The following is a 15,821-nucleotide window of genomic DNA, read 5'->3' on the forward strand; positions in this document are numbered from 1 at the left end:
CTAGCTGATAATCAAAATTGTTATCCTGTCCCGTCCGGACCGCCAGAAATAAAAAAACGCTCCTAGCACATTGCTAGGAGCGTTTTTTTATTTCTGGCAGGTGCAAGGACCCACTCCTGTTCAACGGCCTTTCAGCGTACTATATAGCTACAAGCTGTGCATCAATACCAGCGTATCCGCCCTGGTGGCATGGCCGGCTGCTTCACATTCGCAGGTAGCGAGACGTAAGCGAGCGTCTCGCTACTTTTGCGAGGGCGTTGCTTTTTTGGTTGATGCCGACCCCTGGTAGCTGATTCTAAAAAGCGTACCGTTCAAATCATCCGTTACGTACAACGAACCGTCTGGCCCCTGAGCCAGGCCACAGGGACGATGCTGTACAGGGCCAGTGGGTTTTACCAGATCCGTACCGGCAAAATTATCGGCAAAGATTTCCCAGGGGCCCGACGGTTTGCCATTCTTGAAAGGAACAAATCCAATCAGGTAGCCTTTGTGAAGCTCCTGCGATTGACCATGGAAGGCAATGAAGGCGCCATTCCGATAGCGCTCGGGAAAGGCTGTGCCCGTGTAAAACAGAAGGGCGTTAGGGCCCATGTGCGCCGGGAAAGCGGCTATCGGATCAATCGTCTTAGCAGCACCTGTTTTCTTGCCATCCCCACCGTACTCCGGTGCCATAATTTTCTTTTTCTGGAATTGGTCGTAATATACGTACGGCCAACCGGCATCGTCGCCCTGGTGTAGTTCGTACATAGTTTCGGCGGGGAGTTCGGCGCTTTGCTTGGGCGTATAGTACTGCGGATAGAAATCATCGAAGGCACCCCGGCCATGCTGCATGACAAACAGCGAGTTTGTCTTCGTGTTCCAGTCCAGCCCAACTACGTTTTTCAGGCCGGTAGCATAGCGAACACCGCTGGCAAAAGATTGATCGAGCACGTTGGCTTTGAAACGCCAGATGCCAGCTGCCGAATCCAGCAACGAACACGGCATAATCCCTTTTCCGGTGCCGGGTTCGCGACAGCGGTCATTATCCGACGCTATGTTGACGTAAATATTGCCCTGATTATCAACGGCTATCGACTTCGACTTATCCCGATCTTTTTCGCGTAAGCCCGATACGAGCTTTTCAGGTTTCTCTGGATTGATCACCTCCTGATTATCCGTCAGCTTATAGCGGTAGATGCTGTTATTTGACGAGGCGTACAAATAGCCGTCTTTGATGAGAATGCCAGTGCCAGGGTAATCGGCGAATCCGACCTGCTCATCAACCACGCCATCTTTATTGGTGTCACGCAGGCGATAAATTCCTTTACCATCTTTTAGCTTGGCCAATTTCACGTAGATATCACCGGTTTTGCTAACAACAACATGCCGGGGAGACCCCAGGTCTTCTGCGACGATAGACGCCGAAAAACCCGCCGGAAGCTTTACATCCGCTGATTTAATCGGCCTGACAGTGGCCGCCGTTTTTTTGGGAGGTGCAGAGCTGGCATCTGTCTGTAGGCTGTTGACCACCAGCAGGCCAGTAATGAGGCAGGAAAACGAGAATAAGGTTTTGTTCATAGAAAGGCAGTGATTCCTCTAAACAGGACTCTGATTTTCTAGCAAAGACGACATATAAGTCCTACTTACCTGCCTGCATTTCCGGCCGATTACTCATGGCTGGCCTTAGACAGCATATTCCGACAACTACCATAGCGGTAGAGTTAAGCCCGATTGGCATTTAGTCCAACGATGTCAGACCTGAGTGAACTGGGAAAACCGTGTCGGGCACCCGATCAGCCAGTGACCCAACGCTGGGTCCGCTGCTCTCGTCGATGAAAGCCAAGGGTATCTTACAGGGTGACTGAACTTTCAGGGCCAGGCCGCTCTCTGATGAACATCGACCGGCAGGCGGTTGCTGTGTTTAGCAGCAGTCGAACTAGTTAACATGAAAATATAAGATATACCTGACTTAATGACAGCGTCTGATATCAGTGTCATTTTCCGGCGATTCTCGACCCTGAATGTGGGTGTTGTCGGTGACTTTGCCCTCGATCTGTATTTTACCCTGCAAACCCAGACGGGCGAACGATCCCTGGAAACGAACCGGGACGTGTTCTGGGGGAGCCATCCCAGGGCGTCACTCGGGGCAGCTGGCAACGTTGTTCAGAACCTGGTTGCCCTGGGCGTGTCGAATTGCCGGGTAATAGGCTGCCTGGGAAATGACCTGTTTGGGCGGGAGATGCATGGACTGCTCACCAGGCTGGGGGTCGATACGGCGCATTTGCGTACCCTCGAAACCGGGTGGGATACCTGTGTTTACACCAAGCCTGAAGTGGATGGCCGGGAAGCGAGCCGGATCGATTTCGGCACAGCCAATACACTGTCTGATGCCTTTTTTTCTACCGTCATCGACGACCTGGAACAGGCCCTTAGGGATCTCGACGTCTTGATCATCAACCAGCAGTTTGCCCACCCACTGCTCGATAAAAACCGGGTAGCAGCCCTCAATGCGTTGATCAGCCGCTTTCCTAACGTTCGGTTTCTGGCCGATATGCGGGATGTTGGCCCGCTGATCCGGGGGGCTTTGCTGAAAGTAAATACCGCCGAATTAGCTAAATTCCTGGCTATCGAATCTCCCCGGGAGCCTGATTTTGCGTGGTGCGTCTATCACGGCAATGCCTTACGCCAGCAAACGGGTGGCCCATTGTTGATTACGCGTGGTCAGGCGGGTATGCTCTATCTCGACGACCACGGGGTAGAGGCGGTGAATGGCCTGCCGCTACGGGGCGAACTGGATACGGTTGGTGCCGGCGACACCGTTGTGGCAACCTGGGCGGCTTGTTTGGGGGCTGGTGTCAGCCCGGCAGACGCTGTACAGCTTGCGAATCTGGCGGCGGCCGTAACGGTTCAGAAAATAAACCAGACAGGTACGGCCAGCCAGTCCGAAATTCTTCAGCTGCATCAAACCCTTACGAACTCGATCAATTATGACCAACGAAACGCTGCTGGGGTGCCGTCGGGAACTGCACATCCATTTAACCAATGAGCTACTGCCTTTCTGGACGGCGCGTACTGCCGACTACGAAAACGGGGGGTTCATTACGCATTTCGACCAGTACGGGCACGATTCGGGCGAAGACGAAAAATCACTCATCGCCCAGACCCGTTCCATCTACACCTATGCGTCCGCTCATCGGGCCGGCTACGGCGGGGGAGCACTGGCCGATTTGGCCCGGCATGGGGTAGATTATCTGCTAAACCGGATGTGGGATGTCGACTACGGTGGATTTTACTGGATGACCAACCGCCGGGGCGATGTGCTCAACCGGCAGAAGATCGTGTATGGTCAAAGTTTTGCTATCTACTGCCTGAGCGAATACACGTTAGCCACGGGTGATCCGCGTGGGGTTGACTACGCTCAGAAGGTGTTTGATCTGCTCCAGAAATACGCCTCGGATACAACCTATGGTGGCTATTTCGAGATGTTTGAGCGCGACTGGACCTTAACAGGACCCGGAGCCGCCGGGGGAGACCGGAAAACGCTCGATGCCCATATGCACCTCATGGAGGCCTTCACGACTCTCTACGAATGCACCCGCCAGCCCATCCATCGCCGCAAACTACTGGAAGTAATTGATCTGCTGGTTGGGAAAATTATGCATCCTGTCTACGGCACCGGCGTACCACAATTCTGGGCCGACTGGCGGGTGGCCCCCCAGATCAAGTTTGACGTAATCTGGGGCTGGGATCGCTTCACCGAGGATGGCGTGAAGCGGGAGGCCGAAGACAACACCAGCTATGGACATAACGCGGAGTTTGCCTGGTTGCTGCTTCATGCGATCGATGTACTGGACATTCAGCCCGAAAAGTACCGTACGTCTCTGCAAAAAGCCTTTTCTCATGCAGTCGACTACGGGGTAGACTGGGAATATGGCGGCGTTTTCGTGGAAGGGTCACACAGCGGGCAGGTATATGACCGGGAAAAAGAGTTCTGGCAGCAGGCCGAGGTGCTCATCGGTTTTTTAGATGCCTACCGGCTTTTCAGCGAGGAAAAATATGGGAAGGCCTATGAAAACGTACACCGCTTCGTGCTGGATAAGATGGTTAATCATGGGGTGGGCGAATGGTGGCCGCTTATGACCCGGCAGGGGGTTCCTATCTGGACACACATGAGCCATTCGTGGAAAATTAACTACCACACCATCCGGTCGATGATCCAGTCGATTCGTCGGTTGGACAAGTTGATAGACCAGTCCTCATCGCCTGAATAAGCGATGACGGTTGCGTTGTTTTCGGGCACGGAACTACTTCAAAACCCCCTCACGCTACGGGCAGGGTAAACCAGAACGCTGCTCCGTCGGTCACGGTGGTGTCGAGGCCGATCTGGCCGTTCATGCTCTGGATGAATTCGCTGGAAATGGCGAGGCCTAGTCCTGTGCCGCTGGCCTCTACACTTCGGAAAACAGCAATACCAGATTCCCAATTTAGGTATTCATCATTGTGATCATTCAAGTGGATTAATTTACAAATAGTTACATAAAATGCTTCTATTTGATTTGTGGGAAAACATAATATAATTTTTCTTATATTATATTGGCTCAGTAGATAAATAATAGATGTGAATTTGAATCTTTAAAAGAGCTTATTCAACGGTAATCACAACCGGGTTACATTGCCCTAGTATTGGTCAACCAAACAACAAGGTTTGGCCAATAAACATGTGGGTTATGCTTATCAACGTTTACCGCGCTTCTATCAGGCCGTGGATTGGCTTGATAGTGACTTTGCTGTTTAGTATCAATACCATGTTCGTTGCTCATGCCGGAGGAATTAATCCGCCGGGCAAGTCATCGACACTACTCAGATCTGCACCTAGCAAAGAGCCCGACCGGCCCGTTCGGCCACGGCCCACCAGCCAGTTAGTAAAAAGCAAACTCGATGCTCAAGCTAAACCGTTAACGACGGCAGCTAATGACCCTATTCGCTTTACAATTGCCAGCAACAAGTCAACTGTAGCTGTCAATGAGCCTCTCGAGCTGACCATCCGGGCCGAATTGCTTGACATCTCGTCCTCGCTCATGTTTTTCACAGACGACGCCGCCGCATTCCGGCTTAAGGTGCTTACCCCGGCGGGGTTTGTTACTACGGGAGGGAGCTTTGCTGACTTGGCTGGCGAGAAGCTCTCGCTGAGGGGCAAATCTACCGCGACGTATACACTACAGGGTTTCTTTGAACGTACTTCAGTCAGTATGTGCTTCAGGGTGCTGCGGGGTGGGGGGCAGGCCGATAACAACAGCCTGTTTGTGGAGAAGGCCACAGTCTGTTTAAATGGTACTGTGCTACCCAGTGCCCGGCTGGCAACAACTAACAAGCCCGCTGTCACGCCTAGGCCAATCACCAACAGCTTGACGGGTCCTTGTAAAGCAGTTACCAAGGCGCGCTACTTTGCCCGTTATGATGGTTGGCTACAGCGATTGCCCGGTTCAGGCGTACAGGGATCTAATGACAATCAGAATTGGACAACCCTTGGTAGTATTACCACAGCACCTGCCGGCGGGGGTTGGTGGGATCTGAATTTAACCAACAGTACAGCATATCGATACCTGCGTTGGCAGGCAGGTCCCGATAGCTACGGTGAAATTCAAGAGTTGGAATTCTATGCAGGCGCAGACAGGCTTACAGGCATACCCTTTTACTCAAATACGCCCGCCTTCGAGAACCAAACAGCCATGTATGGCCCGCAGAATGCCTTCGACGGCAACACGGGCACCATGTGGCACACTAACAACCCAGGCCCTACCAATTTTGTAGGTATCGATCAGGATTGTGATAGTGGTGGCATTATCCCGGGCAGTTGCTATGTGGTGAAAAACCTGCAAACCAACCGGGCGGAGAACACTTTGCAGGCTATGGCCTCTAACCTGGTGCAAAGCCAACTGCCGGTCACCAACCTGGCCAGCCAGATCTGGAAACTGGAAAGCGCACCAGGGGGGAGCTACAAGATGACCGTGCAGAGTGGCAACAAAGATCAAGTGATCTACGTCGACAACCTCCAGAACGGCAGCCCTCTGAAGGTGGGTGCCTATACCAACGATGATCGCCATCAGTGGAGTCTGGCTGCCAGCGCCGCCAACGCGGGGACCTATCGAGTGTATGGGGGCAGCAGCCAGAACACCTGGGATCAGGCTGGTGGGGGCAGTGGGGTGGACATACAGCTCTACGGCACCAACACCAACACGGCCGATGCAGACTGGGACAGACCTTATCGTCGCTTCACCTTCACCGCCACCACTTGTCCAATCGGGACTTCCCTAGTGGTGAGTACAAACAACGTGAGTGCCCCGGCTGGTGGCACCAGTACAGTCATAATGGTAAATAGCAACGTAGCTTGGAGCGTGAGCGGCTTGCCGGCCTGGGCTACGGCTACCCCCGCCAGTGGTAACAACAACGGCAGCTTCGCCCTAACGGTGCAGGCCAACACAGGCGGGAGCCGCAATGCCAGCTTCATCGTCGGCGGGGGCGGCGTTAGTCAACTCATCACTGTCATGCAGGCTGGTGGTGTCACATCAGGTAATTGCTACGTAATTACTAACCTTCAACCCGGTGCTCTCAATACCCTCCAGGCCATGGCTGACAATACGGTTCAGCACCAGGCTCCCGTGGGCGGACAAGCCAACCAGATCTGGAAAGCGCAAAGCGATGGCACGGCCTACCGTTTTATCACCCAGAGCGGTAATGCCACCCAAGTGATGTATGTCAGCACCTTACAAAGCGGGTATCCCCTGCTGGTGGGTCCCTATGCTAATGACGACAAGTACCGCTGGAACCTGGTGGCCAGCAACAACGGGGGCTACCGGGTATACGGGGGTGTCAACCAGAATACCTGGGATCACGTAGGAGCAGGCGGTAACACGCCACTGCAACTCTACGGTAACGAAACCAATCAGACAGACCCTGACTGGGACAAGCCCTACCGCCGCTTTAGTTTTACTGAAACGACCTGTCCAATCAGCTCTACGGCCAGCTTAGCCGTTAACACCAACAGTGTAAGCGCCCCAGCCAGTGGCAATAGTACAGTTATAATGGTAACCAGCAACGTTGCCTGGACAGTGAGTGGCTTGCCTGCCTGGGCTACGGCTAGCCCCACCAGTGGCAACAATAATGGCAGCTTCACCCTAACGGTGCAGGCTAACACGAGTGCGGCCCGCAGTGCCAGCTTCACAGTTGGAGGCAACGGGGCCAGCCAGAATATCATTATTAATCAGTCAGGTAGCGGAAATGACCCTTTCGTAGATTATAACTTCACGACTAAACGCTGGTTTGGCATTCGCACCTACAACAATGACCTGAACGCGCAGGGCGGCGTTGACCCTAACGAACAGTACATTTGGGAGAAAAGTGTGGCACAAGCCCACGCCAATTACATCACCGGAACGGTGAGGTGGATGTACTGCGAAAAGGTGGATGGCAGTGACGACTTCAAACTAGTTGAATCGATGCTGGCCATCGCCAATGCCCTGCAACGGCCCTTGTTGTTGAACTTTAACACGGCGGTGGATAAATTAAAGCCGGAGATAAATAATTATGCAGCCACGTATTATATCCCTGATGATCAGGCTATGCGAGATGAAACCGGGGCGATAATGATCCAGAGTGGAAGAAGAGTGCTGTCCTATAACCATCCCACAGCCCGTCAACGCACTGGTCGATGGATTCAGGCCCAACTTAATCACATCAGGAACGACAGTCCAAACGCTAAATGGTTGATGGGTGTGAGCGTAACAGGTGAGGGCAACGTAGAAGGGGAATACTCACAAAATAATGAAGGTATTTCTGTGCTAGCAGACTACAATGAGTCGATGCGGACAGGTTTTATCACCAGTTTGCAGGCCGAATTCAGTAGTCTGGATTCAGCCAAAGAAAAATTTGGCACCAGTTGGAGTGTGTGGAATGACGTGCAACTTCCCGTCCTGCCCCGCGTTCAGGCAGGTGGGGATCAGTGGGTAGCCAGAACACCGCTGGAACGCCGGTGGGCCAACTACCGCGAACAGGTGCTTGCCGATCATATTAACTGGTGGCACGATCTGGTTAAAGCAGTATCGCCTAAGATCAAAACTCAATCCGAGTTCGGAAATGTAGCCGACAATATTGCGGCAGGGCGTGGAACGATGGGCGTTCCGGCCCGTTTGCGTTGCGATGGCGTCGGCAATAACTCGCAGCCCGAATACGAGGTGCAAATGAGCGTAGCTGTTGCGTTACGGGATCGTAAGCCCAGTTATTTTGCCAAAGACGAAATTGAAGGGACGGACGCGAAGTTTAGCTTCGACCAACACAAAAACTGGATTCGGCGTATGTACGAGGGTGGTGCTACAGTTGTGGATTGGGCTAATTATCTCTACCCCGGCAAAGGAAGCAACCGTGCTGATATCGACGCGGCGTTCGTTCGCGTCATCAACGTAATGGCGGAAATTTATCCCATGCTTAACAACACCGAGCCCGTTACTGCCACACAGGTAGATATGACCGTCTCGCTGAAAGAACTGTATAAGCGAAGTAACTGGCAGGATGGGCAGACTGGCCCCTCGTTCCAATCAGAGTTCATGCAGAAGGCTGTGAATTACACCAAGCAGGTGAAAGTCACCGTCGTAAACGACCTGTTATCTGATTGATTCAGCTTAAACTAAAGCGACGCCCGACTAGTCGGGCGTCGCTTTAGTTTAAGCTGAATCAATCAGATAACAGGTCGTTTACTTATCAAAATCCCTGCTTCCATTTTACTAATACAGGCTAATTAAGTATGAACCCGCAACTCAACCCCTGAAGTCTAGACCACGGGCAGGGTAAACCAGAACGCCGCTCCGTCGGTCACGGTGGTGTCGAGGCCGATTTGGCCGTGCATGCTCTGGATGAATTCGCTGGAAATGGCGAGGCCTAGTCCTGTGCCGCTGGCTTGTCCATTGCGGCCGGGGGCCTTGAAATACCGGTCGAACACCCGGTTGCGGTGCTCGGGACGGATGCCCGCGCCGTGGTCGCGCACCCGGAATTCAACAGCCTTCTCCTGCACCGCTACGCTGATGTCGATACTGGTGTCAGAGGGACTGTGACGCAGGGCATTGGAGAGGAAATTGATCAGCACCCACGACGCCTTGTCGGGGTCGGCCATGACGGTTGGCAGGGTGGGGGGCAGGTTCAGCTTCAGCGTAATGTTCTTTTGGTCAGCCTGCGTTCGGAGGGCGTCGGCGGCGTAGCGGACAATTTCGGTGGGGGACACAGGCTGAAGATTGAGCTGGATCTGGCCCGACTCTACCTGCGCCATGTTGAGCAGTTCGCCGGTGAGGCCCAGCAGCCGGTCGGCGTCGGCGCGGATGTTGCCGAGGAGTTGATGTTGTTCGGTGTTTAGTTCGCCAACTCGCTGATCGTCAAGCAGTTTGAGACTCATTTTGATGCTCGACAGCGGTGTTTTCAGCTCGTGTGAGACCGTAGCGATAAAGTTGGTTTTGGCTAGATCAAGCTCTTTGTAAGATGTAATATTCTCCAGCACAATAACATAGCCCGCCAGTTGCGGTTGTTCTTCGCCCGTGCGCGTTACGGCCACGGTGTGGGTACGGCGGTTAAAATAACTTTCCTTGCCCCGGTTTTCAGAACTGCCACTGCCCGCTGGTGACCCCGCCGGGTTTGGGTCGAATATCTTCAGCATTGAGTTTTCCGGCGTAGGTGTCTGGCTAGCCATTACGTCCTGAATCAGCGTCCGCATGAGGTCGTTGGATGTCGCTACATCGGGTGCGTATTTTCCGACAATATCCGTGTCTTTCACGCCGAGCAGTCGGCAGGCCACGGGGTTGGCAAAAAGGATGCGGCGGTTTTCGTCGAGGCCGATGATGCCTTCGTTCATGATCTGAATGAGGGTGTCGATACGCCGTTTTTCAAATAATACGCTGGCCAGATTCGAGTGCTCATATTCGTCCAGCTTTTGCGCCATGCTGTTGAACGACCGTGCCAGTTCGCCAAACTCGTCGCTCGACCGGAAGTGTAATCGCTCTTCGAAATTGCGGCTTGCCACCTGCCGGATTCCCTGCGTCAGTTCGCGGAGGGGATTGGCGATGTAGCCGGGGAAGCTAACGATAAACGAAAACAGGATAAGGAAGCAGAGCGTGCCTACGCTGGCTAGCCATAACAGGGCGTCTTTAGCGGTCTGTTTGGCTACGTTGTTTTTTCGGAACGTGGCCTGTCGATTGATGTCATCGAGCGTAAATAAGTGCTGCCGTAGCCGGGCCGCTGTAGTGGTGTCGGTGGGTGCCGTGCGAAGGCGGCTGAACTCCTTCCGAATAGCCACCACCACGCCGCGCTCGCCAGGCTCGGTGATGTTGGCTTCCTCTTTTTTCAGGTTTGCCTCAAAGTCGGCAATGGCGTCGGGGTCGCGCAAATCGGCCAGGGCTTTTTGCATGTTGCTGGCATATTCGAGCGACTCATAGTTGTCTTTCAGAATGGCCTGTGAGTCGTGGGAAAGCTCATTGAGGTAATAGGCTGCCAGCCCCCCAACGGTGATCAGGATGGCAAACATGAACAGCAAGGCCGACGATATTTTCGATTTTATAGTCATGGGAGGGAAAGCAACCGCAGCGGCGACCTGTGCGGCTCCGGTAATCAGGATAGAATAATTAAATCGACATCCGAATCTGAAAGCTTGTTGAGGAGACGGTTGAAGGCGTTGGTGCGGATAATAATCTGAATCAGGTTGAGGTGTGGTTTGCCGATGCAAACGGTAGTTATTTTTCGTTTTTCTACTTCCTCCATGATACAGTCTACGATGTTGGCGCCTTTGGTTTGGATCACTTCAGCCCCCAGTTCGGTAGCTAACTTCAGGTTGTTAATCAAATGTCGCTGCACGTCGAGCCGGATGCGGTCGGAGCTTTCGCTGGGGAGCTGCACATACAGCACAAACCAGCGCGAATTGTAATAGCTGGCCAGTCGGGCCGTTTTCCGAATCACGCGCCGGGCTACGTCGGCGTTGCTGCTGATGCTGGCCATGAATCGTTCATTGCGCGGCGGCCCTGCCTGTGGCAGGGCCAGGTCGACTTTCCGTTCCACCTGTCCGGCTACCTCTTTCAATGACAACTCCCTCAACTGCAAGATTTTATCGGCCTGAAAAAAATTAGTCAGCGCGGTCTGCACCTTCGTGGGGTCGTAAATTTTTCCTTCCTTCAACCGCGTAATCAGCTCGTCGGCGGTGAGGTCGATGTTGACCACCTCGTCGGCGAGTTGAAGAATACGGTCGGGTACCCGCTCGGTAACGTCGATGTTGGTGATCTTTTTTACTTCGTCATACAGGCTTTCGATATGCTGGATGTTGACTGCCGAGATGACGTTGATGCCTGCGTCGAGGATCTCGATTACGTCCTGCCAGCGTTTTTCATTTTTGGAACCGGGAATGTTCGTGTGGGCCAGTTCATCCACGATCACCAGTTCGGGGTGGGTGTTGATAATGGCCTGCACGTCCATCTCCTCCAGTTGCCGTCCTTTGTAAAACAGTGTGCGTCGGGGAATGATAGGCAAACCTGCCACCAGTGCTTCCGTTTCGGCCCGCTTATGGGTTTCGATGAACCCAATGGTCACGTCGACCCCGTTGCGCAGCAGGTTATGGGCTTCCTGCAACATCCGGTATGATTTCCCCACGCCCGCACTCATGCCGATATACACCTTAAACTTTCCCCGTCGCGACTCACGGATGAGGGACAGAAACCGGTCGGCATTTTGGTCGTTGGGTGTCATGGGAATAAGAGAAGGCAGGGCTATAACACGGAGTTACCCGGAGGTCCACGGAGCTACACAGAGAAAAAGAGTGTACGCTCGAAAAAACCTCTGTGTAGCTCCGTGGACCTCCGGGTAACTCCGTGTTGTAGCCCTGCCTCTTTTGCTCAAAAAGAAATAGCTATGCTTGTTGTCAATGACGTATTGACGCGTCTATTCTCGAACGTAGTCAGTGGCGTTTTGCTATCGTACATTTTGCCTTCCAAACGAAATAGCGCGTTGGGCAGCATGGCGTAGTCGTACCCCAGCGAGTACCCCATTGTCTGGAAACCTGGGGTGCCGATGAGCGTACCAGCTTTGTCATCGTAATATTCTACGCGGCCGTTAACATAGCTTTTGTCTGATGTTTTGTAGCGGGCAATCACCACCGGTGAATACCAGACGTAACTGCCGCCGCCTTCCACGCGAGCGTCGGAGCCGGTGCGGACAACGGGTTTTTGGTCTGAGCCAATGTCGAAGCCTAAAATCACGCCGAACCGGCCCTGTGGATTGATGATGGCGTAGAAATTGTTGAAAAAGCGCGTCTGCCGTAGCGAGTCGGGGCGGTCGCTGCCCAGAAAGCTACTCCAGTTGAGCGTCAGTTCCGGCGACGGGCGGTATTGCACCTGCGTACTCAGCGACGGACCGGAATAGCCGTCCAGCCGTTTAATGCGCTGCCAGCCATTGACAACTGACCCCAGCAACGTCCATTTCCCATTGGCGGTGTTATAGGTCATTTTGGCCCCCGACAAATAGTAGGGTGAGTTTTCGGCGAGGATGCTGCGGGTGAGCGTCCAGCAATCTTTCGAGATAGCACTTTCAAAGCCAATGTGCGAGGCAAAAATGCCCGCATCGAGCCACAGATCACGGTTTTTTGAGAGTTTCACCCCAGCGTTGGCTTCAAACAGATTCTTTATCAGCGCCTGCTCGGCAGCATAGTTATACTGCGGATAGGTACCTACTTGCAGGGCCAGATTCCCCCGAACGCGGTCATTGACGTAAGCGGCTTTAATAAACGCCAGGTTCACGTTTACCTCCCGGTTGCGGCGGTGGTTGTACAGAAATGAAGGCCGTTCCTGTGTGGTTTTTGCCAGCGAAAAATCATGCGAATAGTACGCTTCGACGTAGCCAGACACAGTCAACCCGCTATTGGGGACTGCCTGCGTGGCAGCCTGCGTCGGCGCTGAAGCAGTAGTAGTGTCTGTCGTTTGGGCAATTGATGTATAGGATACCGAGGCCATTGCCAGGGCAGAAAAAAATGTTTTCATAGGGGTAGTACCCAGGCCCCTCCCCTGCGGTTTAGGGGAGGGGCCGGGGGCGGGGTCTTTTTATTTTAGCGCGTCCAGCGCCACATTGATTTTCAAAACATTAACTGTCGATGGCCCAAACAGTCCCAGCGCAGGGCCTTTGGTGTGCTCATCGACCAGTTGATTCAGCCGTTCGGGGGAGATACCACGTACCCTGGCGATTCGGGCCACCTGTATTTTGGCGGCAGCTGGCGACAGGTCGGGGTCCAGACCAGAGCCGGAAGCCGTTACCAACTCCGCCGGGATCTGCGCTTTGTCTACACCGGGGTTGTGCACCAGAAACGTGTCGATGCGGGCCTGAGCCACCTTCAGGTAATCGGGGTTGGAGGGGCCTTTGTTTGAGCCAGCCGAGCCGGCAGCATTGTAGTCTAACGCCGATGGCCGCGAGTTAAAATACCGGTCCTGGGTAAACTTCTGGCCGATGAGCGTATAACCCACGACCTTGCCGTTGACGATTACTTTTTCGCCACTGCCGCCACCGGGTGCAAACCTGGCAATGCCCGATACCACGAGCGGATAAATAACGGCCACCAAAACGAGCATCACCAGGGTGAGACGGATGGCCGGAGAAAGATGCGTTTTCATTGGAAATGATACTGGATGCTGGACATTAGACGCTGGACTTCGTTGCGAGAATCCAGTGTCTAACGTCCAATGTCTAACGTCTTTTTACACAAACAGCCCCACTAACAGATCAATCAATTTGATGCCTACGAAGGGCGCCACCAGTCCACCCACGCCGTAGATGAGCAGGTTTCGCCGCAGTAGGGCCGAGGCACCAATGGGTTTGTAGTCAACCCCCCGCAGGGCCAGCGGAATGAGCATCGGGATAATGATGGCGTTGAAAATCACCGCCGACAAAATAGCCGACTCAGCACTGTGAAGGCGCATAATGTTCAGTGCCTGCAGCGACGGAATAGACACCACAAACAGGGCCGGTACAATGGCGAAATATTTGGCCACGTCATTGGCAATGCTGAACGTGGTGAGCGTACCCCGCGTGATGAGCAACTGCTTACCAATCTCCACCACCTCAATCAGCTTAGTAGGGTCGTTGTCCAGATCGACCATGTTACCGGCTTCTTTAGCGGCCTGCGTACCGGAATTCATCGCCACCCCCACGTCGGCTTGTGCCAGGGCGGGGGCATCGTTGGTACCGTCGCCCATCATGGCTACGAGCTTACCGCCGGTTTGTTCGGTGCGGATGTACTGCATCTTGTCTTCGGGCTTGGCCTCGGCGATGTAGTCGTCAACGCCTGCTTTTTCGGCAATAAACTTGGCTGTCAACGGGTTGTCGCCGGTTACCATCACCGTTTTCACGCCCATCTTGCGCAGCCGGTCGAACCGTTCGGCAATGCCCGGTTTAATGATATCCTGCAATTCCACCACGCCCATAACGTGCTCATTGTCAATAACGACCAACGGTGTTCCGCCATTACCGGCAATAGCCTTTGCCTGCGTTTCCACTTCGGGGGGGAAGTGGTTGCCTGCCCGCTCGACGATGGCCCGAATCGAATCGGTAGCCCCTTTCCGGATGCGTTGCGGTTCGCCACCGCGACCACTGATGAGATTAATACCGGATGAGCGGGTTTCGGCGGTGAACTTGATCATCGTGGCCCCTTCTGTGCTCAGACCGCGGGTTACATCGGTTCCAGCCAGCTCCACAATCGACTTGCCCTCCGGAGTTTCGTCGGCGAGTGAGCTTAGCGCTGATGCCCGGATCATGTCGGCAGCTGATACGCCGGGGGCAGCGTAAAAGTTGGTGGCTTTTCGGTTGCCAATGGTGATCGTGCCGGTTTTGTCCAGCAGTAGCGTGTCAATATCACCCGCCGTTTCCACCGCCCGCCCCGACTTGGCAATGACGTTGGCCCGCAGGGCGCGGTCCATGCCCGCAATGCCAATGGCCGACAGCAGCCCGCCGATGGTGGTGGGGATGAGGCACACGAACAACGAAATCAGGGCGGCAATAGTAATGGGCGCGTTGGCATAGTCGGCGAAGGGTTTCAGGGCCACGCAGACGATGATGAAAATAAGCGTGAAGCCCGCCAGCAGGATCGTCAGGGCAATTTCGTTGGGTGTTTTTTGCCGCGAAGCCCCTTCCACCAGCGCAATCATTTTGTCGAGAAACGACTCGCCGGGTTGGGTTGTTACCATCACTTTGATCCGGTCAGACAGTACTTTCGTACCGCCCGTCACCGATGATTTATCACCACCTGCTTCCCGAATCACCGGGGCCGATTCGCCCGTAATGGCCGACTCGTCGATGGTGGCAAGGCCCTCGATGATCTCGCCGTCGGAGGGAATAATATCGCCGGGTTCGCAGAGAAACACGTCGCCTTTCACCAGTTGCGCCGAGCTAACCGTCGTATACGCATCTGCCGACTGCCCACTGCCTACTTTCTTGGCGGGCGTCTCCTGCCGCGTTTTTCGCAGCGACTCGGCCTGGGCTTTGCCCCGCGCTTCGGCAATGGCTTCAGCGAAGTTGGCAAAGAGTACCGTCAGCAGCAGAATCACCGTGATCACGCTGTTGTAGACCAGCGTTCCCTGCGTCTTGTCGCCGGAGAGGGCGATGTAAACCGTCACGAACAGCATGATTATCGTACCAATTTCGACAGTGAACATCACCGGATTTTTCACCAACTGAGCTGGATTCAGCTTGGCGAAGGATTGTTTTATAGCCGTCCCGATCAGTTCAGACTGGAAGAGGGCGGTGCCGCGTTCGGACGGCGAAGATTGTTGAGCCATGTA

10 protein-coding genes are annotated in these 15,821 nt (G+C 54.0%); 3 read left to right on the forward strand and 7 right to left on the reverse strand.

Annotated features, from left to right (window positions below):
• Positions 1-240: 240 nt before the first annotated feature.
• On the reverse strand, positions 241-1,557 hold the full coding sequence (locus J2I47_RS00930; RefSeq protein ID WP_207362669.1) for a PQQ-dependent sugar dehydrogenase: 1,317 nt from the start codon (positions 1,555-1,557) through the stop codon (positions 241-243).
• A 394-nt stretch (positions 1,558-1,951) separates the two neighbouring features.
• On the opposite strand from J2I47_RS00930, the gene J2I47_RS00935 reads away from it, so the two are divergent.
• A complete protein-coding gene (locus J2I47_RS00935) occupies positions 1,952-3,025 on the forward strand; it encodes a bifunctional heptose 7-phosphate kinase/heptose 1-phosphate adenyltransferase (protein WP_207362670.1) in 1,074 nt (357 codons plus the stop codon).
• Positions 2,967-4,250 carry a beta-1,2-mannosidase gene (locus J2I47_RS00940; protein ID WP_207362671.1) on the forward strand — a complete coding sequence of 428 codons (1,284 nt, stop codon included), beginning with the start codon at positions 2,967-2,969 and terminating at the stop codon, positions 4,248-4,250. Before J2I47_RS00935 ends, J2I47_RS00940 begins: the two co-directional genes overlap by 59 nt.
• A gap of 49 nt (positions 4,251-4,299) precedes the next feature.
• Here the strand turns inward: J2I47_RS00940 and J2I47_RS00945 are convergent, their stop codons facing one another.
• A complete protein-coding gene (locus J2I47_RS00945) occupies positions 4,300-4,491 on the reverse strand; it encodes an ATP-binding protein (protein ID WP_229374197.1) in 192 nt (63 codons plus the stop codon).
• Positions 4,492-4,706: 215 nt separating this feature from the next.
• Here J2I47_RS00945 and J2I47_RS00950 point away from each other — a divergent pair, with 215 nt between their 5' ends.
• Positions 4,707-8,648 (forward strand): BACON domain-containing protein, encoded by a 3,942-nt coding sequence (locus tag J2I47_RS00950; protein WP_207362672.1) that lies wholly within the window; start codon positions 4,707-4,709, stop codon positions 8,646-8,648.
• Positions 8,649-8,803: 155 nt separating this feature from the next.
• Here J2I47_RS00950 and J2I47_RS00955 read toward each other — a convergent pair whose 3' ends face one another.
• The 5 genes from J2I47_RS00955 to kdpB all read right to left on the reverse strand — a co-directional run bounded on the left by J2I47_RS00955 (position 8,804) and on the right by kdpB (position 15,818).
• A complete protein-coding gene (locus J2I47_RS00955; RefSeq protein WP_207362673.1) occupies positions 8,804-10,579 on the reverse strand; it encodes an ATP-binding protein in 1,776 nt (591 codons plus the stop codon).
• A gap of 44 nt (positions 10,580-10,623) precedes the next feature.
• Positions 10,624-11,748 carry a sensor protein KdpD gene (locus tag J2I47_RS00960; protein WP_207362674.1) on the reverse strand — a complete coding sequence of 375 codons (1,125 nt, stop codon included), beginning with the start codon at positions 11,746-11,748 and terminating at the stop codon, positions 10,624-10,626.
• 146 nt (positions 11,749-11,894) lie between these two features.
• Positions 11,895-13,034: a porin gene (locus J2I47_RS00965; RefSeq protein ID WP_207362675.1), complete on the reverse strand. Its 1,140-nt coding sequence runs from the start codon at positions 13,032-13,034 to the stop codon at positions 11,895-11,897.
• Positions 13,035-13,094: 60 nt separating this feature from the next.
• A complete protein-coding gene (locus J2I47_RS00970; RefSeq protein WP_207362676.1) occupies positions 13,095-13,658 on the reverse strand; it encodes a K(+)-transporting ATPase subunit C in 564 nt (187 codons plus the stop codon).
• Between the two features lie 84 nt (positions 13,659-13,742).
• Positions 13,743-15,818, reverse strand: a complete 2,076-nt coding sequence (gene kdpB, locus J2I47_RS00975; protein WP_207362677.1) for a potassium-transporting ATPase subunit KdpB — start codon at positions 15,816-15,818, stop codon at positions 13,743-13,745.
• Positions 15,819-15,821: the final 3 nt, after the last annotated feature.

The organism is Fibrella rubiginis, from assembly GCF_017353185.1.
Classification (GTDB): domain Bacteria; phylum Bacteroidota; class Bacteroidia; order Cytophagales; family Spirosomataceae; genus Fibrella; species Fibrella rubiginis.